The organism is Enterococcus sp. 2STP (assembly GCF_032465635.1).
GTDB lineage: Bacteria > Bacillota > Bacilli > Lactobacillales > Enterococcaceae > Enterococcus_B > Enterococcus_B lactis.
The window spans coordinates 50516-76231 of the sequence record NZ_JAWDJH010000013.1 but is presented as its reverse complement, the minus strand read 5'-3'; the positions used below and the strand labels follow the sequence as shown (position 1 = coordinate 76231).

The 25716-nt window shown below is 38.8% G+C and carries 23 protein-coding genes, 2 pseudogenes and 1 riboswitch; of the genes and pseudogenes, 17 read left to right on the top strand and 8 right to left on the bottom strand.

Features of this window, described 5'->3' with window-relative positions:
* Positions 1 to 148: 148 nt before the first annotated feature.
* From RWU19_RS04420 to RWU19_RS04410, 3 genes and pseudogenes are all read left to right on the top strand, one after another.
* A complete protein-coding gene (locus RWU19_RS04420; protein ID WP_123837641.1) occupies positions 149 to 2596 on the top strand; it encodes a DNA translocase FtsK in 2448 nt (815 codons plus the stop codon).
* A 233-nt stretch (positions 2597 to 2829) separates the two neighbouring features.
* Complete coding sequence (gene rlmN / locus RWU19_RS04415) at positions 2830 to 3897, top strand: 23S rRNA (adenine(2503)-C(2))-methyltransferase RlmN (protein WP_002293564.1); 1068 nt, start codon at positions 2830 to 2832, stop codon at positions 3895 to 3897.
* Positions 3887 to 4094 (top strand): annotated as a pseudogene (locus RWU19_RS04410) (hypothetical protein). The gene rlmN and the pseudogene RWU19_RS04410 overlap by 11 nt, the downstream one beginning before the upstream one ends.
* On the opposite strand, the gene RWU19_RS04405 reads toward RWU19_RS04410, so the two are convergent.
* Complete coding sequence (locus tag RWU19_RS04405; RefSeq protein WP_123837640.1) at positions 4091 to 5194, bottom strand: iron-containing alcohol dehydrogenase family protein; 1104 nt, start codon at positions 5192 to 5194, stop codon at positions 4091 to 4093. The pseudogene RWU19_RS04410 and the gene RWU19_RS04405 overlap by 4 nt on opposite strands.
* 551 nt (positions 5195 to 5745) lie before the next feature.
* On the opposite strand from RWU19_RS04405, the gene aac(6') reads away from it, so the two are divergent.
* The gene (aac(6'), locus tag RWU19_RS04400; RefSeq protein WP_002293569.1) at positions 5746 to 6294 is read left to right on the top strand and encodes an aminoglycoside N-acetyltransferase AAC(6')-Ii; all 549 of its coding nucleotides are present in this window, start codon (positions 5746 to 5748) and stop codon (positions 6292 to 6294) included.
* A gap of 127 nt (positions 6295 to 6421) precedes the next feature.
* Here aac(6') and RWU19_RS13965 read toward each other — a convergent pair.
* A pseudogene (locus RWU19_RS13965) lies at positions 6422 to 6523 on the bottom strand (ribonuclease P); the annotation flags it as partial.
* Between the two features lie 193 nt (positions 6524 to 6716).
* On the opposite strand from RWU19_RS13965, the gene RWU19_RS04395 reads away from it, so the two are divergent.
* Positions 6717 to 8378: a peptide ABC transporter substrate-binding protein gene (locus RWU19_RS04395; protein ID WP_123837639.1), complete on the top strand. Its 1662-nt coding sequence runs from the start codon at positions 6717 to 6719 to the stop codon at positions 8376 to 8378.
* Positions 8379 to 8447: 69 nt separating this feature from the next.
* On the opposite strand, the gene RWU19_RS04390 is transcribed toward RWU19_RS04395, so the two are convergent.
* Positions 8448 to 8795: a DUF3899 domain-containing protein gene (locus RWU19_RS04390; RefSeq protein ID WP_002293571.1), complete on the bottom strand. Its 348-nt coding sequence runs from the start codon at positions 8793 to 8795 to the stop codon at positions 8448 to 8450.
* A gap of 83 nt (positions 8796 to 8878) precedes the next feature.
* On the opposite strand from RWU19_RS04390, the gene opp3b reads away from it, so the two are divergent.
* The 5 genes from opp3b to RWU19_RS04365 are packed head-to-tail and all read left to right on the top strand — an operon-like array spanning position 8879 to position 13905.
* Positions 8879 to 9820 (top strand): oligopeptide ABC transporter permease, encoded by a 942-nt coding sequence (opp3b, locus tag RWU19_RS04385; RefSeq protein WP_002293573.1) that lies wholly within the window; start codon positions 8879 to 8881, stop codon positions 9818 to 9820.
* Positions 9821 to 10864, top strand: a complete 1044-nt coding sequence (locus RWU19_RS04380) for an ABC transporter permease (RefSeq protein ID WP_002293574.1) — start codon at positions 9821 to 9823, stop codon at positions 10862 to 10864.
* A 5-nt stretch (positions 10865 to 10869) separates the two neighbouring features.
* Positions 10870 to 11940 (top strand): ABC transporter ATP-binding protein, encoded by a 1071-nt coding sequence (locus RWU19_RS04375; protein ID WP_002293575.1) that lies wholly within the window; start codon positions 10870 to 10872, stop codon positions 11938 to 11940.
* A complete protein-coding gene (locus RWU19_RS04370; RefSeq protein ID WP_002310132.1) occupies positions 11930 to 12883 on the top strand; it encodes an ABC transporter ATP-binding protein in 954 nt (317 codons plus the stop codon). Before RWU19_RS04375 ends, RWU19_RS04370 begins: the two co-directional genes overlap by 11 nt.
* Positions 12884 to 12894: 11 nt before the next feature.
* Entirely contained in the window at positions 12895 to 13905 is a 1011-nt protein-coding gene (locus tag RWU19_RS04365) for an RNA-guided endonuclease TnpB family protein (protein WP_002293578.1), read from the top strand.
* 282 nt (positions 13906 to 14187) lie between these two features.
* Here the strand turns inward: RWU19_RS04365 and RWU19_RS04360 are convergent, their stop codons facing one another.
* Both RWU19_RS04360 and RWU19_RS04355 read right to left on the bottom strand, forming a co-directional pair.
* On the bottom strand, positions 14188 to 15009 hold the full coding sequence (locus tag RWU19_RS04360) for an NUDIX domain-containing protein (protein WP_002293580.1): 822 nt from the start codon (positions 15007 to 15009) through the stop codon (positions 14188 to 14190).
* 97 nt (positions 15010 to 15106) lie between these two features.
* Entirely contained in the window at positions 15107 to 15385 is a 279-nt protein-coding gene (locus tag RWU19_RS04355) for a hypothetical protein (RefSeq protein WP_123837638.1), read from the bottom strand.
* A 268-nt stretch (positions 15386 to 15653) separates the two neighbouring features.
* Here RWU19_RS04355 and metG point away from each other — a divergent pair, with 268 nt between their 5' ends.
* A complete protein-coding gene (metG, locus tag RWU19_RS04350) occupies positions 15654 to 17663 on the top strand; it encodes a methionine--tRNA ligase (protein WP_002293583.1) in 2010 nt (669 codons plus the stop codon).
* A 55-nt stretch (positions 17664 to 17718) separates the two neighbouring features.
* Here the strand turns inward: metG and RWU19_RS04345 are convergent, their stop codons facing one another.
* Positions 17719 to 17991: a hypothetical protein gene (locus RWU19_RS04345; protein WP_123837636.1), complete on the bottom strand. Its 273-nt coding sequence runs from the start codon at positions 17989 to 17991 to the stop codon at positions 17719 to 17721.
* A 150-nt stretch (positions 17992 to 18141) separates the two neighbouring features.
* The gene (locus RWU19_RS04340; protein WP_002315757.1) at positions 18142 to 18729 is read right to left on the bottom strand and encodes a hypothetical protein; all 588 of its coding nucleotides are present in this window, start codon (positions 18727 to 18729) and stop codon (positions 18142 to 18144) included.
* A 174-nt stretch (positions 18730 to 18903) separates the two neighbouring features.
* Here RWU19_RS04340 and RWU19_RS04335 point away from each other — a divergent pair, with 174 nt between their 5' ends.
* The 5 genes from RWU19_RS04335 to RWU19_RS04315 all read left to right on the top strand — a co-directional run bounded on the left by RWU19_RS04335 (position 18904) and on the right by RWU19_RS04315 (position 23539).
* Entirely contained in the window at positions 18904 to 20226 is a 1323-nt protein-coding gene (locus tag RWU19_RS04335; protein WP_123837635.1) for an APC family permease, read from the top strand.
* Positions 20227 to 20380: 154 nt separating this feature from the next.
* Positions 20381 to 21157, top strand: coding sequence for a TatD family hydrolase (locus RWU19_RS04330; protein WP_002315759.1), 777 nt, complete (start codon positions 20381 to 20383; stop codon positions 21155 to 21157).
* Positions 21150 to 21719 carry a ribonuclease M5 gene (gene rnmV / locus RWU19_RS04325; protein ID WP_002315760.1) on the top strand — a complete coding sequence of 190 codons (570 nt, stop codon included), beginning with the start codon at positions 21150 to 21152 and terminating at the stop codon, positions 21717 to 21719. Before RWU19_RS04330 ends, rnmV begins: the two co-directional genes overlap by 8 nt.
* Positions 21712 to 22596, top strand: coding sequence for a 16S rRNA (adenine(1518)-N(6)/adenine(1519)-N(6))-dimethyltransferase RsmA (gene rsmA / locus RWU19_RS04320; protein ID WP_002293596.1), 885 nt, complete (start codon positions 21712 to 21714; stop codon positions 22594 to 22596). The genes rnmV and rsmA overlap by 8 nt, the downstream gene beginning before the upstream one ends.
* Before the next feature lie 313 nt (positions 22597 to 22909).
* On the top strand, positions 22910 to 23539 hold the full coding sequence (locus RWU19_RS04315) for a hypothetical protein (protein WP_002291071.1): 630 nt from the start codon (positions 22910 to 22912) through the stop codon (positions 23537 to 23539).
* Between the two features lie 118 nt (positions 23540 to 23657).
* Here the strand turns inward: RWU19_RS04315 and RWU19_RS04310 are convergent, their stop codons facing one another.
* A complete protein-coding gene (locus RWU19_RS04310) occupies positions 23658 to 24767 on the bottom strand; it encodes an ABC transporter ATP-binding protein (RefSeq protein ID WP_002291070.1) in 1110 nt (369 codons plus the stop codon).
* A 208-nt stretch (positions 24768 to 24975) separates the two neighbouring features.
* Between RWU19_RS04310 and mgsA the strand changes: the two genes are divergently transcribed.
* Complete coding sequence (gene mgsA / locus RWU19_RS04305; RefSeq protein ID WP_002291069.1) at positions 24976 to 25398, top strand: methylglyoxal synthase; 423 nt, start codon at positions 24976 to 24978, stop codon at positions 25396 to 25398.
* Positions 25399 to 25584: 186 nt separating this feature from the next.
* Positions 25585 to 25683, top strand: a riboswitch (THF riboswitch).
* The last annotated feature ends 33 nt before the right edge of the window (positions 25684 to 25716 follow it).

Sequence of the window (25716 nt, the reverse complement as noted above, 5' to 3'; positions counted from 1 at the left end):
GTGCCTTTTTTTGATAAAATCATTTAGAAATTAAGAAAAACTGTAAAATAAGCTGAAAAATGAAAGAAAGCGTCAGTTCTTTCAAACAAAACTTTAGTTCCCTTGCTTTTTTTTGTATAATGAAACTTGATGAAATGAGGGATAATAAATGGCACAAAAGAAACGGCCTACTAAGAAAAGGAAAAAGACGAAAAAAACGAAAAAGCAAAAACAGCAGCAAGAACAAATGCTGACGATTGGTGTTGGATTTGCCTTGATTCTATTTGCTGTATTCGGCTTTTTAAAATTAGGTTTTTTAGGAATATTGATTGCAAACGGCTTTCGGATCATTGCAGGAAATACTTACCAAATCCTCTGTCTTTTATTAGCCGTATTAGGATTTTGGATTGTCATTAAGAATACAGAGTTTTCAATTGGCAAAAACCGACGCTGGTTTGGCGGTATACTCTTTTATTTCGGTATCTTATTATTGCTACATGCCCATTTATTCGGCAAACTCCATACTGGGGAACCAAATATCATGGGGACGACATGGGACTTATTGGCTAGCGATATAAAACAAAGTCAAGTAGATAATAACGTTGGCGGAGGAATGATCGGAGCAATTCTTTATCATTTCACTTATTTCTTGATTGCACAGCCTGGAAGTTATTTAGCAGCCGTTCTATTACTGGCGGGTGGAGCATTCTTGTTCAGTAATTTGGAAGGCTATCAGCTGCTGAATGGTATCCAATCAATTGGAGAACGGGTACAGGAATTATTAGAAGGTGATCCTGCCAAGCAAGCTCAAAAGCAAGCGGCAAAGGAAGAAAGAATGAAACAGCGTGCAGAAGCGAAAGAAGCAAGACGCTTGGCTGAGCAAGAAGCAGCAGAAAAAGAAGCTGCAGAATATGAGAAGAAAAAAGCTGTGAACCAGCAAAGGAAAAATACTCCTGATGAATGGCAGGAACCAGAAAATGCCGAACCTGAGCAGTTAAGTTTTGTTCCAATTGACAGTTTTCAAGAAAATATCCATCCTGCGAATCTAGAGAAACCAGTACCAGATACACCAAAACAGACCAATACAGCGGAAGGTTTTGCTGATGAGTTGCCAGAGGATGACGGTACCTCATTAGAATTTGAGATCGAAGCAGAACAGGAAAATCAAGATTATGAATTGCCGACAGTTGACTTGCTTGATTCTATACCAACTGTGGATCAAAGTGATGAGTATAAAAAAATCGAAAAAAATATCGGTGTATTGGAACAAACTTTCCAAAGTTTCGGTGTGGATGCTAAGGTCGTCAAAGCTAGTTTAGGCCCATCCGTCACAAAATTCGAAGTCCAACCAGCTGTAGGGGTAAAAGTAAGTAAAATCGTGAACTTAACAGATGATATCGCACTTGCTTTAGCGGCGAAAGATGTTCGGATGGAAGCGCCGATCCCAGGTAAATCACTGATTGGTATTGAAGTACCAAATGGAAAGATCAGTATGGTTTCCTTTAGAGAAATCATCGAAGCTCAGCCAAACCATCCAGACAAATTACTGGAAGTACCTTTAGGACGTGATGTTTCTGGACGAGTACAAACGGCTGATCTTTCGAAAATGCCTCACTTACTTGTAGCTGGTTCGACTGGTAGTGGGAAGTCAGTAGCAATCAATGGGATCATTACAAGTATATTGATGCGTGCTAAGCCCCATGAAGTAAAACTGATGATGATCGATCCGAAAATGGTTGAATTAAATATGTACAACGGGATACCTCATCTGTTGACGCCGGTCGTGACGAACCCTAGAAAAGCGGCACAAGCCTTACAAAAAGTAGTACAAGAAATGGAAGAACGATATGAAAAATTTGCGGCAACTGGTGTAAGAAATATTTCTGGTTACAATGAATTTGTTCAGCAGAAAAACTTAGAAAACGGAACGAAACATCCAACCTTACCATTCATCGTAGTAATCGTAGATGAATTAGCTGACTTGATGATGGTAGCTAGCAACGAAGTCGAAGATGCGATTATTCGTTTAGCGCAAATGGCTCGGGCAGCGGGCATCCACATGATTCTAGCTACTCAACGTCCAAGTGTGGATGTTATCACAGGGATCATCAAAGCAAATGTACCTTCCAGAATGGCATTTGCTGTATCAAGCGGTACAGATTCTCGGACGATCATCGACTCTAATGGAGCAGAAAAGCTCTTAGGGCGAGGAGATATGCTGTTCTTGCCAATGGGTGAGAATAAACCTATCCGTGTGCAAGGAGCATTCATCTCTGACCATGAAGTGGAGCGGGTCGTTCAATTTGTTACAGATCAGCAAGAAGCTCATTATGAAGAGAAAATGATGCCGACAGATGAAGTTGAAACGGCAGGTGCTCCAGAACAGCCACAAGATGAACTGTTTGAGGAAGCAAAAGCACTTGTTGTTGAAATGCAAACAGCAAGTATCTCCCTTCTCCAAAGAAGGTTTCGAATCGGTTACAACCGAGCCGCTCGACTCGTAGATGAACTGGAAGCTCATGGAGTTGTTGGCCCATCAGAAGGAAGTAAGCCTCGGAAAGTATTCATTGAGCAAGAGGAAACATCAGAACCACTGCCGGAAGATAATGAAATGTAAAACTTGTTCGATGAACGGTTGAAAAACAAGTAACTATGTAAAAAAGACAAGACATGATGATACCAAGAGAAAAAATGGCTTTTTTCCCATTTTTTCTAATACGGTAGGATGTCTTGTCTTTTTTGCTTTTTATGAGATGAAAGTTCTATTCGATTTATTTGTGAAGTATTGCATTAACTAAACGAATCATGTATAGTATGTAGCGAAACTTTGAGAAAAAGAGGGAAAATACTTTGGAAAAACAATCCATCTATGGCTTGACGAATGAAGAATTAATCAATTGGTTTATAGAAAACGGTGAGAAAAAATTCCGAGCTGCCCAAGTTTGGGAATGGTTGTATCAAAAACGTGTAAGTAACTTCACAGAAATGACGAATCTATCAAAACAATTGATAGAAAAATTATCGGCGCATTTTATCATCAATCCTCTGAAACAAATGGTCGTCCAAGAAGCTTCGGACGGTACAGTTAAATATTTGTTTGAACTTCCTGATAAAAATATGATCGAGACCGTACTAATGAGACAAGAATACGGCTTGTCCGTTTGCGTGACGACACAAGTAGGATGTAATATCGGCTGTACATTTTGTGCAAGCGGGTTGCTTAAAAAGAACCGAGACCTGACCGCTGGAGAAATCGTTGCGCAGATCATGATGGTTCAACATTATTTTGATGAGCGCAATCTTGGTGAACGTGTTTCCCATGTCGTCGTAATGGGAATCGGTGAGCCATTTGATAATTACGACAATGTAATGGACTTTTTGCATATTATTAATGATGCCAAAGGATTGGCGATTGGTGCGCGACATATTACAGTTTCTACTAGTGGCTTAGCACACAAAATCAAGGAATTCGCTAATAACGGCTTGCAAGTCAATCTGGCTATTTCCTTGCACGCGCCGAATAATGAGGTGCGAACATCGATCATGCGGATCAACCGAAGTTTCCCAATTGAGAAATTGATGGAAGCTGTGGATGAGTATTTAGAGAAAACAAACCGTCGAATCACGTTTGAATATATCATGTTGAATCAAGTAAATGATAGACCAGAGCATGCGCAACAATTAGCAGATCTATTAAAAGATAAGAAAAAGTTAGCATATGTCAACTTGATTCCATATAATCCAGTCAGTGAACATGATCAATATTCTCGCAGTCCAAAAGCTGATGTATTGAGATTTTATGATGTATTGAAGAAAAACGGCGTAAACTGTGTGATACGTAAAGAACATGGTACAGATATTGATGCAGCTTGCGGACAATTGCGAAGCAAGCAAATGAAAAAAACAGCTGCCAAATAATCGTAGCCTACTTCGTTTTTTCAATTACCATAAAAGGAGCAGTTTTCTTAATTAAGGAACTGTTCAACTTAAATAAGTGAAAAGTTTCTATAGCGAAAGTTATAAAGCGTTTTTTGACAAGAAAAGCCCTCATTAAGCAAAGAAATGTCGTCAATTTGTTGACAGCCTGCTTGATGGGGGTTTTAGCAATTATTTAACTGATTTTCTTATATCCTTGCTGGCTTTCTTGTGTAGCATGATAAGTTTCTACGTCAAGAATGGCCTGTTTAAATTTTTCTCGGGTGATTTCATAAGGCACATGTTTGATATCATTTGTGGTCATGGCTTTATCTAAGATTGCTTCTAAATCGGTCGTGACATTGAGATTCATGTCGGCTAACGATACTGGAAGTTGGTTCTTTTTCATAAACACATAGATTTTATCAAACAAATCGAACTGCTGATCCATCATCAATAAGGTCAGTACACCATAACTGACAGATGCTCCGTGAAGGTATCCCTCCATTTTTTCTAGAACAGTCGTACCGTAATAGAATGAGTGTGCCATAGCAGAATTATAGTTATTGTTAACTAAAACAGAAACCAATCCGGTAGTAACAATGATATCCGAAACGACTTGTTCAATTGCATATGAGGGACGATTGTCGGCACTATCTTTCAATGCTTGCGTACCATAAGTCAAGAGACGATCAATGCACATTTTTCCGATTTGGATTCCTAATCTATCCGTGTAGCCTAAATCATCGCCACGAGCAGAAAAAGTAGATTCGACTTCTTTGGATAAAGCATCGCCAATACCTGCCCATAAGTATTTATCAGGTGCTTCGGCAATAATTGCTGTATCAATGAAGGTGTGTACAGGTGGTTTTGAAGGAAAGAAGAGTCCGTCCATTATGCCTTCTTCGTTATAGATGACACATACCGCCGTGACGGGCGAACAGTTCGAACCAATAGTGGGGAAGGTGAAGACTGGTTTAGCTAGTTTTTCACCAATGACTTTTACAGTATCGCAAGCACGGCCACCGCCGACTGCAAACAAGACGTCTGCTTTTTGAACACTTTCATGCTGGATCAACTGTTCAATATTTCCATAAGTTGAATTACCCCCGTACCAGAGACTGGCGATAACTTCTATTTCCTGAGTCAAAGCTGCTTTTATTTTGTTTTCTGCCTTTGAAAGTGCAGTCTTCCCTCCAATCAGCACTACTTTTTTCCCATATTCTTTGACGATTCCATTTGCTTTTTCATACGCATCTGTTCCAATGGTATAATTTGGTAAGAAAACACTTTGACTCATATTCTTTTCCTTCTTTCTTCGTTGAAACGGGTTAAAATTTTAAAGAGTGATCTTTCTGACCGCGGCTGTAGATGGAGTAGAGGCGAACCTAAGACAGGATAAGTAATGAATAAGGTGGCATGAACACCTTGAAATCATCAATAAGTATCCTAAAAATAAAATAAGTACAAAAACATTGAAAACGAAAATAATGAATTTTTGTTCCTCTTAGTATTTTCTACGATTCCTCTTGCTTATTTAAATGATCTAAAAATTCTGAATATTTAGATTATTTTACAAAAATGTGTTTCATTTGTCAATTCATAATTGGTTTTTTTAAAGCAAAAGATAATCTATATCATGATGAACAAACAGAGTTTTTCCCTCCAATTGATGGCCTTCCTGATCTTTCCTATTTTGAATAAAGTGTTTCTGTATAATTTTTTTATTTTATAAGTAAGGTAAATAATGAAAGAATAGGGATAATGATTGGTAGCTAAAGATTTTTGAGCGAGAACATTTCGTTTTTTCAAAAGGACTGTTAGAATAAGCAAGAACAAGGGGGAAGACGTATGATAATCAGTGAATTTGACCGTAATAATCCAGTATTGAAAGATCAGCTTTCTGATTTACTGAGACTGACTTGGCCGGAAGAATATGGAGACAGCTCGGCAGAAGAAGTAGAAGAAATGATGAATCCAGAACGGATCGCGGTAGCAGCGGTTGACCAAGATGAGTTAGTAGGATTTATTGGTGCAATCCCTCAATACGGTATCACAGGTTGGGAATTGCATCCATTAGTTGTAGAAAGCTCCCGACGAAAGAACCAAATAGGTACTCGATTAGTCAATTACTTAGAAAAAGAAGTAGCTTCCAGAGGAGGAATAACGATTTATTTAGGTACGGATGATTTAGACCATGGAACAACGTTAAGTCAAACGGACCTGTATGAGCATACGTTTGATAAAGTGGCCTCCATCCAGAACCTTCGTGAACATCCATATGAGTTCTATGAAAAATTAGGTTATAAAATCGTAGGTGTCTTACCAAATGCAAGTGGTTGGGACAAACCGGATATTTGGATGGCAAAAACGATTATTCCTCGACCAGATTCTCAATAATAAAAAGAGGTTGTGAAATCAGCGTCCTGACCTGAGTATTAGCTCAACAAACGGAAAAATAGTTCTTCATATTTTGCCGTTTGTTGAGCTAATATCGAGGGTCAGCTGATTGAACACCGTTTATTCGGATAAGGAACTGTGACAAGACTTTTGTCAGAGTTCCTTTTTGTTTATTCTTTTTTATCTTTGTATGGCAATAATAGACAATATAACAAAAATTATTTAATGGCTACTGAAAGACAATAGAAAACCTTGTACAAAGCTATTTTTTCTGAAAAATCCCTTGAAACCTCACGAAAAAATCATTATTTTATGAAAAAGGCAAAAAAAAGTGTTGATTTTTTAATAATTATTCATTAAACTCTTAAACAACTTCAGAAAATATTAATTATTCTGAAAATTCCAATAAAGGGGTACGTAAAATGAAAAAGAAATTTACATTTGGTTTGGTTGCGGTATGCGGCCTTGTACTTGCTGGATGTTATGGCGGCAGTTCAGCCACAAGCAATAGTTCAGCAAAAAGCGGTTCAGCAGATGGAGGAGGCGTATTTAACTTAGTCGTGCCTCAAGAAATGCCTACAGCTGACTTATCAGTTGCAACAGATACAATCAGTTTTACAGCATTGAATAACGTTTATGAAGGTATTTACCGTCTTGATGAAGATAGCAAACCACAGCCGGCAGGAGCTAGCGAGTTGGCAGAAGTCAGTGAAGACGGATTAACTTACAAAATCAAATTACGAGAAGACGCAAAATGGTCAAATGGTGATCCTGTGACAGCAGCGGATTACGTTTATGGCTGGCAACGAACAGTAGACCCAGCTACAGCTTCTGAATATGCTTACCTGTATGCGCCAGTTGAAAATGCAGAAGACATCACAGCTGGAAAGAAAGATAAATCAGAACTAGGGATCAAAGCAGTTGGCGACTATGAATTAGAAATCAAATTGACGAAACAAACACCATATTTCCAATACCTGCTTGCTTTCCCATCATTTTTCCCACAAAAACAATCCGTAGTGGAAGAAAATGGGGATGCCTATGCATCTGCAAGTGATAAAGCTGTTTATAATGGACCATTCACATTAGAAGATTTCGATGGACCAGGAACAGATACAGAATGGACTTATAAGAAAAATGACCATTACTGGGACAAAGACACAGTAAAACTTTCTGAAATCAAAGTCAGTGTAGTAAAAGAATCTTCTACTGCTTTGAACTTATTCAAAGATGGCCAAGCAGATGATGTGATCTTGTCTGGTGAATTAGCACAGCAAAACGCAAACGATCCAGCTTATACTTCTGTTAAAGAAGCACGAACAAGCTATATCGAATTCAACCAACGCGAAAAGAATTCACCATTCAACAATGTGAACCTAAGAAAAGCTATTTCTTATTCTATCGATCGTGAAGCTTTAGTAAAACAAGTACTAGGTGACGGATCAGTTGTCTCTACAGGATTGATCCCATCAGATATGGTAAAAAGTCCAACAACGAACGAAGACTTTGCAAAAGAAGCTGGAAAATTAGTTTCTTATGACAAAGACAAAGCAAAAGAATATTGGGAAAAAGCGAAAAAAGAATTGGGCGTTGATTCTTTAGAATTTGATTTGATGGCTTCTGATGATGATTCATCGAAAAAAGTAATCGAATATGTTCAAAACTCAATCCAAGAAAACTTGGATGGCGTAACAGTCAAACCGACACCTGTTCCATTCTCTGTACGTCTTGACCGCTCAACTTCGGGTGATTTTGACGCAGTACTAGGCGGATGGGCTGCTGACTATGCAGACCCAAGCAGCTTTACTGATTTGTTTGTCACAGGTAATTCATACAACCGTGGACGCTGGAGCAATGCAGAATATGACGAAGCAGTTAAAGCAGCTTCATCAACAGATGCTGGCGATGAACAAGCACGTTGGGATGATTTCCAAAAAGCAATCAAGATCATCTCTGATGATATGGGTGTCGTTCCGGTGTACCAAAAAGCAGAAGGTCACCTAGTGAATGAAAAAATCAAAGGTATCGTTCACCATGCTGCAGGCGCTTCATGGGATTACAAATGGACATACGTTGAAGAATAATCGTTAATACCGTGAGCATGAGAAAAAACGAGGCTGCGGCAAATGTCGCAACCTCGTTCTCATATTTACTTATCCTAACAAAGAAAAAAGCATGAAAATAGCAGAAAGAGCAATTAGTATTCCGGCAATGATCAGCCAAAAGCTGTACATACCGTAGCTGGCAGACGAGAGCGAGGAAAATTCTGGTTTTTTCTTTCGGTTCCTTGTTCGTGCAAGATGGACCGATCGCTGAAAATGATCAAAGAAACCCGAAGAAAAGACCCATAAAAAACCGCCGATAATCAGAAACGGCAATGACCATAAGAATAGATCATTAGATAATTGAATGAGTGTAAAGGAATGGTTGATGACGTTTTTTATTAAAATAACCAGAATCAGTAGAAAAGCTACTGCGTAAGGGATAGATTTTTTTTTCATTTGATTGCTCCTTTATTTTTGGTTCATTATCTAATAATGTAGCGAAACATCTGTCAGAAGTCAAAAGCTAGGGGGAAACATTAGTGAATAGTTATATCAAATATGTATTAAAACGTGTCTTTTTCATGATCATCACGCTTTGGTTAATTGCAACAATCACCTTTTTCTTGATGCAATTGCTGCCGGGCACGCCATATACGAATCAGGAACGTTTGAGTCCTGAAACAATCGAGATGCTAAATAAACAAGTCGGTTTGGATAAACCAGTTATCGTACAATATGGGATTTATCTTTCTAATTTGCTTCAAGGAGATTTTGGAATTTCCTTCCAATTTAAAAACCAGCCAGTCGCACATTTGTTAGCTGGAAGAATCGGACCATCTTTGCAATTAGGGTTACAGGCAATTATCTTTGGAACAGTCCTAGGAACGATTTTAGGAACGATTTCTGCCATGAAGCAAAATACATGGGCAGATACATCTTCTACACTTGTAGCGATATTAGGTCGTTCCATTCCAAACTTTGTATTTGCTGTTTTACTACAATATATCTTTGCAATCAAATTACAAGTTTTACCAATCGCAAAATGGGATGGCTTTGTGTACACGATCTTGCCGACAATTGCATTGGCCATGTCGCCGCTTGCTGATTCTGCTCGATTTATCCGGACGGAAATGGTGGAAGTACTGCATAGTGATTACGTGGAATTAGCAAAAGCAAAAGGGTTGAGCCGTTGGGAAATCGCCTTTAAACATGGTCTTCGAAATAGTTTGATCCCATTGATGACTTTATTAGGACCCTTGGCTGTCGCATTGATGACCGGATCACTGGTGGTAGAAAATATCTTTGCTATTCCTGGTATCGGGGAACAATTCGTTAAGTCGATCACAACAAATGATTATCCTACGATCATGGCTGTAACGATCCTTTACTCATTTATGTTGATTTTTGTTATTTTGATCGTTGATTTGTTGTACGGTCTAGTTGATCCAAGAATTCGTGTTTCAGAAGGGAGCCGAGGATAAATGGAAATGACACCAAAGCGTTATGAAACAGTCGCAGATATTCCTGCGGATGAGTTTCTTCCATTACAAAAAAATACCGAAGAAGAACGTGAGCAGATTACTGCGCCTTCTTTGAATTTTATCCAAGATTCATGGCGCCGTTTAAAGAAAAACAAAGCTGCCGTTATTTCAATGTTTTTACTGTTGGTCATCATTTTGATCTCTGTGGTCACGATCTTTGTTTCTCCACATGATCCAACTGCCCAAAATGTGGCTTATATCAATTTGCCTCCTCGTATTCCGGGAATCAATATCGATGGATTGAATGGAAAAGCAATGGTCGGCGGTGAACTGGTGGATAAATATGCTCAAGCAAACGTTCCTTCAAATGTAAGTTTCTTTTTAGGAACAGACGGTTTGGGCCGTGATGTATTAAGCCGTTTATTTATGGGAACGAGAATCTCGTTGTTGATCGCATTTATTGCTGCATTACTAGATGTAACGATTGGTGTAGCTTACGGGTTAATATCTGGTTTGTTAGGCGGACGTGTCGATAATGCGATGCAACGTTTTTTGGAAATCTTGTCAGGAATTCCAAACCTCGTTGTCATGATCTTGATGTTGGTCGTTTTTGAACCAGGAATTTTTTCCATCGTGGCTGCTATGGCCATCACAAACTGGATACCAATGGCACGTATCGTTCGTGCACAAACAATGAAATTAAAAGATCAAGAATATGTTCTAGCTGGATTGACATTAGGTGAATCAAGAATGAAAATTGCATTCAAACATATTTTGCCGAATATCTCCAGTGTCATTATTATTCAAATGATGTTTAGCATCCCATCTGCTATTTTCTTCGAAGCCTTTTTAAGTTTTATCGGTTTAGGTCTTACGCCTCCGTCAGCTTCATTAGGAACGATGTTGAGCGAAGGGTACAAGACATTCCTGTATCTGCCTTATCTGTTATGGATTCCGGCAGTAACTTTATCGGTTATCATGATTGGCTTTAACTTACTTGCTGATGGATTGCGTGATGCCTTTGATCCTAAAATGAAAGAGTGAGGACGATGACGAAAATTTTAGAAGTGAAAGACTTAGAAATCTCTTTTGATACGTATGCTGGAAAGGTACGAGCGATTCGCGGTGTCAATTTTTATTTGAATAAAGGAGAAACATTGGCGATCGTTGGGGAATCTGGAAGCGGAAAATCAGTGACGACCAGAAGCATCATGCGCTTGCTGTCAAGCAATGCCAATATAGATGCTGGGCAAATCCTCTTTAAAGGTAAAGACATCGTTGAAAAGACAGAAAGAGAGATGCAAAAAATCCGCGGAAAAGAAATAGCAATGATTTTCCAAGATCCAATGACCTCTTTAGATCCGACGATGCCTATTGGGAAACAAGTTGCTGAGTCTCTTAGAAAGCATAATAAAGTTTCGAAAAAAGAGGGACAAAAAGCTGCATTAGAACTGCTTAAATTAGTTGGTATACCTGAAGCTGAGAAACGTATCAATAGTTATCCCCATCAGTTTTCAGGAGGTCAACGCCAACGGATCGTGATTGCGATCGCACTGGTATGTTATCCGGAAATACTGATTGCTGATGAACCCACAACAGCACTTGATGTGACTATCCAAGCACAAATTTTGGAACTGCTGAAAGAAATTCAGACAAAAATCGATACATCAATCATTTTTATCACTCATGACCTTGGTGTAGTAGCAAACGTTGCTGACCGTGTAGCTGTTATGTATGGGGGAAGAATCGTTGAAGTTGGAACATCCGAAGAGATTTTCTACAACCCACAACATCCCTATACTTGGGGACTGCTTGGCTCAATGCCGACATTAGACAGTGCGAACGACCGATTGTATGCCATTCCTGGTTCTCCACCGGATTTATTGAACCCGCCAAAAGGAGACGCATTCTACCCAAGAAATGAATTCGCGATGAAAATCGATGCAGAACAAGAACCGCCATTTTTTGAACTATCAAAAACACACAAGGCAGCAACTTGGCTACTTGCTCCACAAGCGCCTAAAGTGACGCCGCCAGAAGAAATCCAACGTCGCTGGGCTATTTTTAAAGAGAAACAAAAACATACTTATGGTCAAGGAGGAATTGCTGATGCCAAATAAACTACTTGAAGTTAAAGGACTGAAACAGTATTTCAATGTAGGAAAAAAGAATGAAGTACATGCTGTAAATGACATCAGCTTTCACATCTATGAAGGAGAAACATTTGGTTTAGTAGGAGAATCTGGAAGCGGAAAATCCACTACTGGCCGTACGATCATTCGTTTGAATGAACCTACTGACGGTGAGATATTATTCGACGGTCAAGATGTAACGAAGATCAAAGACAAAAAAGGATTGACGAAATTCCGACATGATGTTCAGATGATCTTTCAAGATCCATACGCTTCGTTGAATCCTCGGATGAAAGTCAGAGATATCATTGCGGAAGGAATTGATGTCAATGGGTTAGCTAAATCACCAGAGGAACGTGCCAAAAAAGTCGATGATCTACTAAGAACCGTTGGATTGAATCCGAGCCATGGCACTCGTTATCCCCATGAATTTTCAGGAGGACAACGCCAGCGTATTGGTATTGCACGAGCATTAGCAGTAAAACCGCGATTTATCATTTGCGATGAACCGATTTCTGCATTAGATGTTTCCATTCAAGCCCAAGTTGTCAATTTATTGCAAGATCTCCAACGAGAACATCAATTGACCTATCTATTTATTGCGCATGATTTATCAATGGTTAAACATATCAGCGACCGAATCGGTGTAATGCATAACGGTTTGTTATTAGAAATGGGTAAAAGTGATGAAATCTATAATCATGGTGTCCATCCTTATACAGAAAGTTTGTTATCTGCTATTCCTTTGCCAGATCCAGATCATGAGAGAAAGCGCAGAAGAATCAAATATCAACCCGAACCAGATGACGGACAAGTACGTCAGCTTCGTGAAATCGCACCAGAACATTTTGTTTATGCAACTGAGCAGGAAGTCCCATATTATGCAAAAAAATTAAAACGACAAAAGGAATCTCTTCTGGTTGCTAACTAGGAGGGACATAGATGCTAAAAGCTTTTAAATTCCGTATGTATCCGACAGAAGAACAAAAACAGCAATTGATCCGTACTTTTGGCTGTGTTCGATTTACCTATAACCATTTGCTGAAAGAACGGCAGAAAAGTTGGCAACAAACAGGAGTGGCCGATTTTTCGCTCACGCCTGCTACGTTAAAAAAAGAATACCCATTCTTAAAAGAGGTAGACAGTCTTGCTTTAGCAAATGCACAGCTTAATTTGGACCGAGCTTTTCGCAATTATTTCAAGGGACGTGCCAGCTTTCCAAAGCTTAAAACGAAAAAAAGTATGTGGCAATCTTATACGACGAATAATCAAACCCATACGGTCTATCTGAAAAACGGTCATTTAAAATTACCAAAACAAAAAGAACTGATCAAGATAAACCAGCACCGTCCAGTCGAAGGCACGATTCGTTCCGCTACGATTTCTGCTCGATATAATGAAGAGTTCTATGTCGCACTACTTTGTGATGTTTCATCAATAAAAAAAGAATCTTCAGCTAAATGGATTGGGATTGCCTATCATCCAAAAACATTGATCGAAACATCGCAGCCCATAGAAGTAACTTTGCCAAAATTTGACCAGACAGAAGAAAAACTTCAGCATGCACAGCGGAAATTAAGCGTAAAAGTCCGCTCCGCTCACCATAGAAAGACCAGGTTAGATAAGGCAAGCAATTATCAGAAACAAAAGAGAAAAGTAATGGATCTTTATCTGAAACAAAAGAACCAGCGAGAAGATTATCTTGAACAATTATCTGGGAAATTGGTCAAACAATATGACTACTTATTTGTAGAATCTTTTCCAAAAGAAGAGGCACATGCTGATTTTTCTATTCATGACTGGCATAAATTAATAACAAAATTGCGTTATAAGTCCCAATGGTATAATAAAAAATTTCTTTTGATCAATACCGACGGAGCAGAAGAAAGCAATTCTGTAAGAAAGAGCCAAGTGTTAGAACAACTAGGCAGGCATTCGGTCATCAAGGAATAAAAAATGAATGAAACTGACAGGAGCGTTAGGGTTCGCCTTGTTAATAAAAAGTCTGATTGACTTTTGTTTCTAGGAATTTTCTTTTGAAGAAAAGCTCACTAATTATGACAAACCAATAAAACAATAGCAGAAAAAATTCGTACGAGTTTTTTCTGCTATTGTTATTTTTTTATTCGAAGAATTTTACTGACACGCCAAAGTATAGAGCAAAAAACGCAAAACACAAAGAGCGGCTTTCCATTTTTCTTGAGTGTTTAGAACGGAGCCCTTTCTTCACAATCCTTACTCATGATGCCCCGGCTTGAGCTGATAGATTTTTGAAGGGCGACCGATTCCTACAGGACGTTCGCCAATCTCGTCGAAATATTGGAGCATAGCTTTCTTAAAATTGGAATGATCGATCGTTTTATAATCGATTCCTAAGAACTTTGCAAATACTTTTCGAGCTTCTGTAATCGTGAAATCTTTACCTAAAACTTGCAAAACTTGCGGTTCGTGTTCCATTTTATTGACTACACGGTTGAATGCTTTCAAAATGATTTGACTATGATCAAAAGCTAAAGTATCTTTGCCAGAAGACTCTCCAGTGACTAAGTCAAGTGAGATAGCTACTTCTCCGCTCGATAAATTGATTTTGTTGCCGTGACGTTCCAATGTGAACCAGCGTACTTCCTTAGCATCATCTCCGGCGATCAGCGGTTCTTCTCCAATGAAAGCTAAGTAGCTGACTGTGACGACCCAGCCTCGCGGATCTCGATTAGGCGTGCTGAATGTATGCAGTTGTTCAATGTTTTCTTTAGAGATAACTACACCAGTTTCTTCCTTTGTTTCTCTTAGGACACTTTCTCCAGTTGACTCATCCTTTTGGACAAAACCACCAGGTAATGCCCATGAATTTCGATAAGGATGCCCTTTTCGTTGGATCAGCAATACTTTCAGCTGATCTTCTTCTTTGTTATAGCACATCAGTACGATATCGACAGTCAAAGAGGGCTTGTCATATTCTGGACGTTCCTGTTTTTGATACCAGTTAAGAAAATCTTCTTCACTTGCTTCATGTTCATAATATAATTTTTCTTCTTCTTTAGAAGCAAATCGGTTCATCAGACCACCTCCGTTGACATTAAAAGTACTTTTTACCTTATTGTAGCAGACTCTGAAAAAAAACCAAGGATTTACTTGAAAAATCCTTGGTTCTCCCTTAAATATGAAAAATAAATGGAAGTACTAGATTGAATAAAAAGAAAAGCAGATAAAACGGCAAAACTTTATACCGCTCTTCACGAACGGCAAAGAAGCCGCAAATAACGATATATGCGTCAATGACAAAACGTAAAAGCCATGCGACTGTCATGAAACTGTTCAAATGCCCATGAAGGTTAAAATAACCATACATACGAATATAAAAATAGCTGAATATCAAATGTGCTAATGAAAGAAAAGCAATACTAAGTGTAAAAAAAAGATATTTCTTCTGCATGATCGTTCCAGTCCCTTACTAAAATAGATAGTCTTTATTATACCACGAGTCAGAAGAGAAATAAAAAGCCGTCTCCAACTAAACGTGAAACAAGATGAAAAATAGCATTTATTCCCTCTGTCCTTCCTTTTGAAGGAGGGATTCATCATAGAGAAGAAGTCATTTATCCAGACTTTTTCATTTTGAAAAAAAGCTAACAGCATGCTTTTTTTATGGTATACTAGCAAGGAAACGAATTCGCATCATGCGATAAAGGAGGAAGAGCCCCGTGGCAGAAAAGGAAACTTTTTATATCACTACGCCAATCTATTATCCAAGCGGCAAACTTCATATCGGCAACTCATATACTACGATTGCATGTGACGCAATTGCTCGTTATAAACGGTTGATGGGCTTTGATGTGTTTTATCTCACTGGAGTGGATGAACATGGTCAAAAAATCGAAACAAAAGCAGAAGAATTAGGTGTAAAACCGCAAGAATACGTAGATAAAATGGCGGCTGATGTCAAAAAATTATGGAAAACGCTTGATATCAGTTATGACAAATTCATTCGTACGACAGATGATTACCATAAAGCAGCTGTTCAAAAAATATTTGATCGTTTATTAGAACAGGGAGACATTTACTTAGGTGAATATGAAGGCTGGTACTCTGTTTCTGACGAAGAATTCTTTACAGAAACACAACTTGCAGAAGTGTACAAAGATGATGAAGGTAATGTGATCGGCGGTAAAGCGCCAAGCGGACATGAAGTAGAATTGGTAAAAGAAGAATCTTACTTCTTCCGCATGAGCAAATACGCAGATCGTCTGTTGGAATACTATGAAGAACATCCCGAATTCATCCAACCAGAATCTCGTAAAAATGAAATGATCAACAATTTTATCAAACCAGGATTAGAAGATCTTGCAGTTTCAAGAACAACCTTTACTTGGGGGGTACCAGTCAAGAGTGATCCGAAACATGTGGTGTATGTATGGATCGATGCATTGTCCAATTACATCACTGCACTAGGCTACGGGTCCGAGGATGAAAGTCTATTCGAAAAATACTGGCCTGCAGATGTTCAGATGGTCGGTAAAGAAATCGTTCGCTTCCATACGATCTATTGGCCAATCATGCTGATGGCTCTTGATTTGCCTCTGCCTAAAAAAGTATTTGGTCATGGCTGGTTATTGATGAAAGATGGAAAAATGTCTAAATCAAAAGGAAATGTCGTTTATCCTGAAATGCTTGTGGAACGTTATGGTTTAGATGCACTCCGTTATTATTTGCTTCGTGCTGTGCCATTTGGGTCAGATGGCGTCTTTACGCCAGAAGATTTTGTTTCTCGTGTCAATTATGATCTGGCAAATGATCTAGGGAACTTATTGAATCGTACGATCGCTATGATCAATAAATATTGTGATGGACTCGTTCCTGATTATGCCTCACTTGTCACTCCATTTGACAGTGAACTGTCTACGACGGCTGCTAACGTTGTCGGACGTTACCATGATGCAATGGAAAAAATGGAATTCAATACAGCGTTAGCTGAAATCTGGGTGCTGATTTCTCGTGCAAACAAATACATTGACGAAACAGAACCATGGGTATTAGCAAAAGATGAAGAAAAGAAAGCTGAATTGAATAGTGTCATGATCCATTTAGCTGAATCCTTGCGTATCGCCGCAATTTTACTTCAACCGATCATGACAGAAACGCCAGAGAAGATCTTCAATCAACTAGGGTTGGACCCTGAAACGATGAATCTTGAAGGATTGCACTTTGGCGAATTCCCTTCAGGAACAAAAGTAGTTGCAAAAGGTACACCAATCTTCCCACGTTTGGATATGGAAGAAGAAGTTGCTTTTATCCAAGAAAAAATGTCTGAAGGTACTCAAACAAACGAAGATACAGTCAAATGGGATCCAGAAGAAACAGAACTTGTTTCAACGAAAGAAAAACAAATCAAATTTGATGTATTTGAAAAAGTTGAACTAAAAGTAGCAGAAGTCATCAACTGCCAAAAAGTAGAAGGGGCAGATAAGTTGTTGCAATTCCGACTAGATGCTGGAGACAGCCAAGATCGTCAAATTTTGTCAGGAATCGCTGAATTCTATCCTGATCCAAGCGAATTGATCGGGAAAAAAGTCGTTATTGTAGCAAATCTGAAACCACGAAAGATGCGTGGACAAATCAGTCAAGGAATGATCCTTTCCGCAGAAGCACCAGATGGCTCTTTACAAGTGATTGAAGCACCAAAATCCATGCCGAATGGCTCAGAGATCGCATAAAATCATAAGAAAACCTCGCAAGACAATGCTGCTTGCGAGGTTTTTTTGATTCCTGTCAATTGCCCCAGTAAGAATTATGGAAGCCAATCATATAATAAAGACACATATAACCATATAAAATGTATCCTAGAAAAAGAAGGACGAGCTTTACCCACCGATGGAATCTGCAGCTTCCTAAAAACAAAAGAAAAAGTGGCTGCGAATAGTTGAATAAAATATTTGTGATCCTTTCCTCTGTCTGCCAATTAAGAAAAAGGCTGATAGGAATCGTAAAGACAGAAAGAAGCAACATAATGATAAGTGGACGGGCGGTTTTTAATTGGTTCATCTGGGGTACTCCTTTTTATTTTATTGTCTCTTACATCCAAGGATTTTGAAAGCAATAATTTGTTGACATCTACTAATAGTATTTAAAATAAAGAAAACAATCATCGAGGTCAAAATCGATGATTGTTTTCTTTATTTTGTAAAAATCCTATTATTTGATTTTATGGTAACCTTTTATTTTTGTCTTCAAACGGCTTGGTAAGAGCGCAGTAAGCAGTGCAAATGGAATCGAAAAGACATACCAGAAAATCGTTCTTCCAATACCATAACGCTGATACAGTTTCGTCAACATCACGTGAAGCAAGATCAATCCTAAAAGCAAGGCACCAGCTGAAAACCAATGATTATTCCAATGCATGACTTCACGAAGTGCCATCACTCCGAAGGGATAAAAATAAAAATAGATCCCTACTAAGGTCATCCGCCAGTTCTTTGTAAATGTTCCAATGTTCAATAAAAAGAAAATCGCTGAAAGCAAAATACCGATAGGTGGGAATAGCCCCACTAGAAAGGAATACAACATCCCCCACAAAATCATCACGGGGCCTTTGATCAATGCAACGATTGCGATGAACACAGTCAGCAATATCAATTTTTGTGATAACGTCGCAATGGTCAATAATCCAAATAAAATCAACGTGAACCAATGCCAACGGGACTGCTGCTGTTCTTTACGAGAAAAATCGATTCGGTTGGATAAATAATCTGCTAATTTCGGATAAGAACGCTTAAAATCCATAAACTGTTCCTCCTTCGTGGAAAAGGTAGGTTTAGTATACGCAAAATAAAGAGGAAATACATCCGTCTTAAGAGGGAGTTTTTCATTGAAAGTGGAGAAAAAAGAATGGTAAATTAAAATATTCTCAGTTATACTGAAAATTATACCAAATTTCAAAGAAGAAAGAGGATGGGAATGAAAGGCAAACTAAAACGAGAAATCAATCTGTTTGGCGCATTAGCTACCGTTATGGGAACCGTGATCGGCGCAGGGGTCTTCTTTAAAACCGCTGCTGTTACTGCAAGCACGCAGTCTACAAGTTTGACATTACTAGCTTGGCTTTTGGGTGGTTTCTTAACGATCTGTGCTGGATTGACAGTGGCTGAATTAGCTACAGCGATCCCAGAAACTGGTGGAGCTGTCAAATATATTGAAGCAGCTTATGGAAAGCTGCCCAGCTTTTTATTAGGATGGGCGCAAAGCTTGATTTATTTCCCTGCTAATATTGCTGCATTATCGATTATCTTTGCGACACAATTGACGAACTTATTACAATTATCTACCGACTACCTTTTGTTGATTGCAGTGATTACCGCTGTTTCTGTGACAGGATTGAATTTATTAGGAACAAAAGTCGGTGCGTCTGTACAATCAGTGACGCTGATTGTTAAATTGATACCAATTGCCGTGATTGTCGTATGGGGATTATTGACACCAGGACAAGGAACTGTCCAGCTATTTCCAATCGAAGCTGGAAAAGAGGTTACTTTTGTCGAAGGCTTGAGCAGTGCGTTGCTAGCAACATTGTTTGCTTATGACGGCTGGTTAGGCGTCGGCGCAATGGCTGGAGAAATGAAACGGCCGGAAAAAGATTTGCCTAAAGCGATTATACTTGGGCTGAGTTTTGTCACTGTCGTTTATTTATTGATCAATTTTGTTTTTTTGAAAACTCTGCCGATTGATCATCTTGCCGGTAATTTGAACGCAGCTTCTGAAGCATCAGACGTCATTTTTGGAGAAATCGGCGGAAAACTGGTCACTATTGGGATTTTGATTTCGGTATACGGGGCATTGAATGGGTATACCTTAACTGGGATTCGTGTGCCTTATGCGATGGCTTTGGAAGACGAGCTACCTTTCAGCAAACAGCTGACAAAGCTTTCAAAGAAATTTACGGTACCTTATGTTCCTGCGTTTTTCCAGTTAGCAGTAGCTTGTATTATGATGAGCCTTGGTTCTTTCGACTTTTTAACCGACATGTTGATTTTTGTGATGTGGCTATTCAGTTTACTGATTTTTATCGGTGTCTTTATTTTAAGAAAAAAAGCGCCGGAATTGCCACGCCCATATAAAGTACCGCTTTATCCAATCGTTCCGATTATTGCGATTCTCGGTGCTATTTTCATTTTAGGTATGACGATGATGACGCAAACGAAATTAGCATTGATCGGTATAGGTGTTACCTTGATTGGTATCCCAGTCTATTATCAAAAAAAGAAAAAACGCTCAGAAGAGTAAAATATTTCAACAACAGATAGAAAAAGTACGAACTAAGTCCTCTGGATCTTCGTGCTTTTTCTGTTTCAACAAAACAAGTTCTTCTATTTTGATTTTTGCTACTTCTGCAAGCAGTGCTAATGTGCTAAAGTAAGAATGAAAAGGAGCGATAAACATGATATTTGATTCTCATACCCATTTAAATGCGGAACAGTTCAATGAAGATATTCCAGAAACGATTCAGCGAGCACAAGAAATGGGGGTAACGAAAATGGCGGTCGTGGGCTTCGATACGCCAACGATTGAAAAGTCTTTGCAATTAAGCCATGACTATCCAAATATATACAGTATTATCGGTTGGCATCCGACAGAGGCTGGCAGTTATACGAAAGAAATCGAAAATAAATTACAAGAACAATTGACTTTGCCAAAGGTTGTAGCATTAGGGGAAATTGGCTTGGATTATCATTGGATGGAAGACCCGAAAGAAGTCCAAGATAAAGTATTTCGCAGACAGATTGCTATCGCAAAAGAAATGAACCTTCCAATCAGTATTCATACTAGAGAAGCACTTGAAGACACGTATCAAATCCTAAAAGAAGAAGATGTTCGAGATATTGGTGGAATCATGCATAGTTTCAGCGGTGATTATGAATGGGCAAAACGATTTCTTGACTTAGGGATGCATATTTCATTTAGTGGTGTCGTCACTTTCAAAAAAGCATTAGACGTCCAAGAGGCTGCAACAAATGTACCAATCGAACGATTACTTGTGGAAACAGATGCCCCTTATTTGGCACCAGTTCCTTTTAGAGGAAAGCGAAATGAACCAGGCTATACTCGTTATACAGTAGAAAAGATTGCTGAACTTCGGAATCTGCCAACAGAAGAAGTGGCTGCCCAAACATGGTCAAATGCGCACCGATTATTTGGTCTAAGCGAACATGGATAAGATGAGGATCCAAGAGATTATAGTCGTTGAAGGAAAAGACGATACAAGAAGGCTACGGGAAGTAGTTGATGCAGATACGATAGAAACGATCGGTTCTGCTATCAATGAAGATATCCTGATGCAAATTGAACATGCCCAAGAAACACGAGGGGTGATCGTTTTTACCGATCCTGATTTTTCAGGAGAAAAAATAAGAAAAATCATTATGGAAGCTGTTCCTCAGGCAAAACATGCTTTTTTGCCGCGTACACAAGCTAAACCAAAGAAAAAGGGAAGTCTTGGTGTTGAACATGCAAGTGATGCTGCTATTTTAGAAGCATTGAAAAAAGTTGTGACGCCAGACATTTCCCAAACGGCTGTTTCTGAAATCACTAGACAAGACCTTTTAGACTATGGTTTAATAGCTGGAGCACAAGCAAAAGAAAAACGAGAAAAACTAGGTGATGAGTTGCGTATCGGTTATACGAACGGCAAACAATTGGAAAAACGTTTGAAGATGTTTCGTATCACGCCGAAAGAGCTCGCACAAGCAATGAAAATAGTGGAGGAACAACATGAGTGAATATCGTGAAATCGCGACACCCTCTAGAACAAAAGAGATTTTATTGAAACATGGTTTTTCATTTAAAAAAAGTTTAGGACAAAATTTTCTCACTGAACCAAATATTTTAAGAAAAATCGTAGAAACTGCGCAAATAGATGAACGAACGAACGTGATCGAAGTTGGGCCAGGAATCGGCGCATTGACAGAACAATTAGCGATGCATGCAAAGCAAGTCGTAGCATTTGAGATTGATGATCGTTTGATCCCTGTATTGGCTGATACGATGCAACCCTATGACAATGTGACCATCATACATCAAGATATTCTGAAGACGGATTTATCAACAGCCGTAAGAGAAACATTTCATGAAGAGCTTCCGTTAAAAGTCGTGGCGAATTTACCTTATTATATTACGACGCCCATCATGATGCATTTTCTTGAATCGGATTTGGTCGTGGATGAATTAGTCGTCATGATGCAAAAAGAAGTAGCTGATCGAATCTCTGCTGAACCAGGAACGAAAGCATACGGTTCATTATCGATTGCTGTTCAATATTATATGGAAGCCAGTTTAGCCTTCATCGTACCAAAAACAGTATTTGTCCCTCAGCCAAATGTAGATTCAGCGATTTTGAAACTGACAAGAAGAGATACACCGGCAGTAGAAGTGACGGACGAAAAAGCATTTTTCCGATTGACAAAAGCTGCATTTCAGCAAAGAAGAAAAACGCTTTGGAATAATTTGCAGCATTCGTATGGTAAAGATGATCAGACAAAAGCATGGTTAGCAAAAAGCTTGGAAACGGCTGGAATCGATCCAAAACGTCGTGGAGAGACGTTGTCATTACAAGAATTTGCTGCATTAAGCAATGCGATGTCAGAAAATAAGCAGTAAAAAAAGAGGTTGTGACAGTAGTGGTCAGCTTCAAGAAATAAGAAGAAATTTACGAAAATTGCTTCTCCTATTTTTGATTTGGTTGGTCTTATTTCCGCAAAGGCAAGCTTTTGATTCCCATTATGAACAAGGAGATGTGACACAAATTTTGTCACATCTCCTATTTTTGTCTCTTGATCAAAAAATTCTTATACTGGATACTCACACTCATTTTGTATGGATTTAGAAAAGAATATGTGTCTTGACAGTTATTGATAAGTGAGTTATACTAAGTCGACATTTATGTGTCAAGACATATTAGGAGAGGGAAAAAATGAGAAAAAATTCAGTTCGAAAACTAACGATTTCTGCTTTATTGATTGGGATGGGGGTCATTATCCCAATGGTTATGCCTAAAATCATGATCCCACCTGCTTCTTTTACATTAGCGTCTCATGTGCCATTATTTATTGCGATGTTTTTTACACCAGGAGTTGCAGTGGCTGTTGCACTAGGTACGACATTCGGTTTCTTTTTGACAACACCAGTTATCATTGCATTGCGCGCATTGTCACATCTTGTATTTGCATTGATCGGGGCATGGTACTTGCAGAAGCATCCGAGTATCGTTTTAAAGAATGGACAGTTTACTTTTACTAATTGGCGTTTCCAAGGGTTCAATTTTGTGATAGGTGTGATTCATTCTTTAGTAGAAATGCTAGTAGTCAGCATCTTTTACTTCATCGGTAATATGCCTGACACGTATTACTCTCAAGGATATTTTTATACAGTGTTCATCTTGATGGGAATTGGTGGACTCATCCACAGTTTGGTTGATTATAATATTGCTTATTTTATAGCAGGAACACTCAGCAAATACTTTGATATCCCGGTATTTACGGCAGCAAAAAAAGGAAATCGGAAAGAATCGATTCAAGGATACGCGAAGAAAACGACATACTAATGATCTATCAAAGAAAAACTCTCATCTGCTAACGGATAATAAATCCGCTAAGATGAGCGTTTTTTGTCCTAAAAAGAGCTACACCACTATTTTCTGGCGTAGCTCTGAAGGGGGCAGATTAGGGAAGTTTGATGACTTGTTCGGTTTCTTTATCAAAGAAGTGCCCTTTATTGATGTTGAAGGCAAGGTCAACCATTTCACCTGGTTTATGGAAATCTCTTGCATCTACTTTTGAGATGAACTCAGTAGAACCAGTTTTTGTGTAAAGCATCGTTTCAGCACCAAGTAATTCGGAAACGACAACTTCTGATTTCACTACGGCTTCAGGTGAAGCTTCAAGGGCTACTTGTTCACTGTGGATGTCTTCTGGACGAATGCCGAAGATGACTTCTTTTCCTTCATAACCTTTTTCGACTAATACTTTGTTTTTCCCTTCAGGAATACGAAGCTTAAGCCCATGTCCATCTGTGATGACACCGTTTTTCAATGTCACATTAAAGAAGTTCATGGCAGGAGATCCAATAAAGCCGGCAACGAACATATTGACTGGTGTATCATAAACTTCTTTCGGTGTACCGATTTGCTGGATAAATCCGTCTTTCATGATAACGATTCGGTCAGCCATAGTCATCGCTTCTGTCTGATCATGAGTAACATAGATCGTCGTTGTTTCAAGACGTTGGTGAAGTTTGGCAATCTCAGCACGCATGGCTACACGTAATTTAGCATCTAAGTTTGACAATGGTTCATCCATCAAGAAGACTTTGGCATCCCGAACGATTGCACGTCCTAATGCTACACGTTGTCTTTGTCCACCAGATAAAGCAGCTGGTTTTCGTTTCAAGTATTCTGTCAGTCCGAGGATCTCTGCTGCATTGTCCACACGCTTTTTAATGTCTGCTTTATCATATTTACGTAATTTCAAACCAAAAGCCATATTATCATAAACAGTCATGTGAGGATACAATGCATAGTTTTGGAAAACCATGGCAATATCACGGTCTTTAGGTGCCACGTCATTCATGACTTTTCCGCCAATATTTAGTTCTCCTTCAGAGATATCTTCCAGTCCCGCAATCATTCGCAAAGTAGTTGACTTTCCACAACCGGAAGGACCAACAAAAACGATAAATTCACGATCTTTGATTGATAGATTAAAATCAGTCACAGAATAATTTTCTGCATTATCATATTTTTTATATACGTTTTTCAGAGCCATTTCTACCATAATACGTTCCACACTTTCTTTTTTAGTTTTATTAACTGTTTAAAGTATAAATGAAAGCGTTAACTAAGTTCAATGTCATGTTGAACAAGAATTTTTTCTTTTTTTTGTCAATGTGCTAGTTTTAAGCTTCAATAAATATCCATAAGAAATAAAAACTGATACACTGGAGTAAATAAGTATGTTAACCATATCAAAAGGAGTGTCTCTTATGAAAATCGCTTTGATCGCTCATGACCGAAAAAAACCTATGATGGTGAAATTAGCAACAGCGTATAAAACAATATTGGAAAAACATGAACTTTTTGCTACCGGGACGACTGGACAACGGATCACGGAAGCGACCGGCTTGCCCATTCATCGGTTTAAATCCGGACCGTTAGGCGGAGATCAGCAAATTGGAGCAATGATCTCGGAGGACCAGTTAGATTTGGTGATTTTTCTTCGAGACCCCCTAGCTGCACAGCCGCATGAACCAGATGTAACAGCACTTATCCGTTTGTCTGATGTTTATGAGATTCCGTTGGCTACGAATATCGGAACAGCTGAGGTGCTGCTAAGAGGACTGGAAGCCGGCTTCCTAGATTTTCGAAGAATCGTCCATGAAATAGACAAACGTCCACTTTCATTTTGATGGATAAGTGTATAGAAAAATAACGTTTAATGTTCGCCTATATGTAGCTATAAAAGCTAAACGAACTGAGAATATGCGATATAATACGAACGTATTGTATAATATAACCAATAATATTAGTTTTTCGTGTTTGCAGTAAATGTGAAAATATGCTATAGTTTCTGTGGGAAAAGATCCCAAAAATAATACAGAGTAGAAAATAAAGCGTTAAGTGCTAAGAGGATGGGATGTTGCCTCTTGGACGAAGGACGTAATGTTCGCGGTTTTATTTTCGCATTCGCTGCATGATACGATGTAGCAGCTCTTAAAGGAGATGCT

Excerpts from the sequence above, each read along its gene's own strand:
- RWU19_RS04335 (WP_123837635.1), top strand. The coding sequence starts at position 18,904 with ATGAAAGGCAAACTAAAACGAGAAATCAATCTGTTTGGCGCATTAGCT.
- rnmV (WP_002315760.1), top strand. The coding sequence starts at position 21,150 with ATGGATAAGATGAGGATCCAAGAGATTATAGTCGTTGAAGGAAAAGAC.
- RWU19_RS04330 (WP_002315759.1), top strand. The coding sequence starts at position 20,381 with ATGATATTTGATTCTCATACCCATTTAAATGCGGAACAGTTCAATGAA.
- RWU19_RS04370 (WP_002310132.1), top strand. The coding sequence starts at position 11,930 with ATGCCAAATAAACTACTTGAAGTTAAAGGACTGAAACAGTATTTCAAT.
- RWU19_RS04310 (WP_002291070.1), bottom strand. The coding sequence starts at position 24,767 with ATGGTAGAAATGGCTCTGAAAAACGTATATAAAAAATATGATAATGCA.
- RWU19_RS04405 (WP_123837640.1), bottom strand. The coding sequence starts at position 5,194 with ATGAGTCAAAGTGTTTTCTTACCAAATTATACCATTGGAACAGATGCG.
- RWU19_RS04345 (WP_123837636.1), bottom strand. The coding sequence starts at position 17,991 with ATGAACCAATTAAAAACCGCCCGTCCACTTATCATTATGTTGCTTCTT.
- RWU19_RS04340 (WP_002315757.1), bottom strand. The coding sequence starts at position 18,729 with ATGGATTTTAAGCGTTCTTATCCGAAATTAGCAGATTATTTATCCAAC.
- RWU19_RS04420 (WP_123837641.1), top strand. The coding sequence starts at position 149 with ATGGCACAAAAGAAACGGCCTACTAAGAAAAGGAAAAAGACGAAAAAA.
- RWU19_RS04390 (WP_002293571.1), bottom strand. The coding sequence starts at position 8,795 with ATGAAAAAAAAATCTATCCCTTACGCAGTAGCTTTTCTACTGATTCTG.
- RWU19_RS04355 (WP_123837638.1), bottom strand. The coding sequence starts at position 15,385 with ATGCAGAAGAAATATCTTTTTTTTACACTTAGTATTGCTTTTCTTTCA.
- RWU19_RS04375 (WP_002293575.1), top strand. The coding sequence starts at position 10,870 with ATGACGAAAATTTTAGAAGTGAAAGACTTAGAAATCTCTTTTGATACG.
- RWU19_RS04365 (WP_002293578.1), top strand. The coding sequence starts at position 12,895 with ATGCTAAAAGCTTTTAAATTCCGTATGTATCCGACAGAAGAACAAAAA.
- RWU19_RS04360 (WP_002293580.1), bottom strand. The coding sequence starts at position 15,009 with ATGAACCGATTTGCTTCTAAAGAAGAAGAAAAATTATATTATGAACAT.
- RWU19_RS04315 (WP_002291071.1), top strand. The coding sequence starts at position 22,910 with ATGAGAAAAAATTCAGTTCGAAAACTAACGATTTCTGCTTTATTGATT.
- RWU19_RS04380 (WP_002293574.1), top strand. The coding sequence starts at position 9,821 with ATGGAAATGACACCAAAGCGTTATGAAACAGTCGCAGATATTCCTGCG.
- rsmA (WP_002293596.1), top strand. The coding sequence starts at position 21,712 with ATGAGTGAATATCGTGAAATCGCGACACCCTCTAGAACAAAAGAGATT.
- RWU19_RS04395 (WP_123837639.1), top strand. The coding sequence starts at position 6,717 with ATGAAAAAGAAATTTACATTTGGTTTGGTTGCGGTATGCGGCCTTGTA.
- mgsA (WP_002291069.1), top strand. The coding sequence starts at position 24,976 with ATGAAAATCGCTTTGATCGCTCATGACCGAAAAAAACCTATGATGGTG.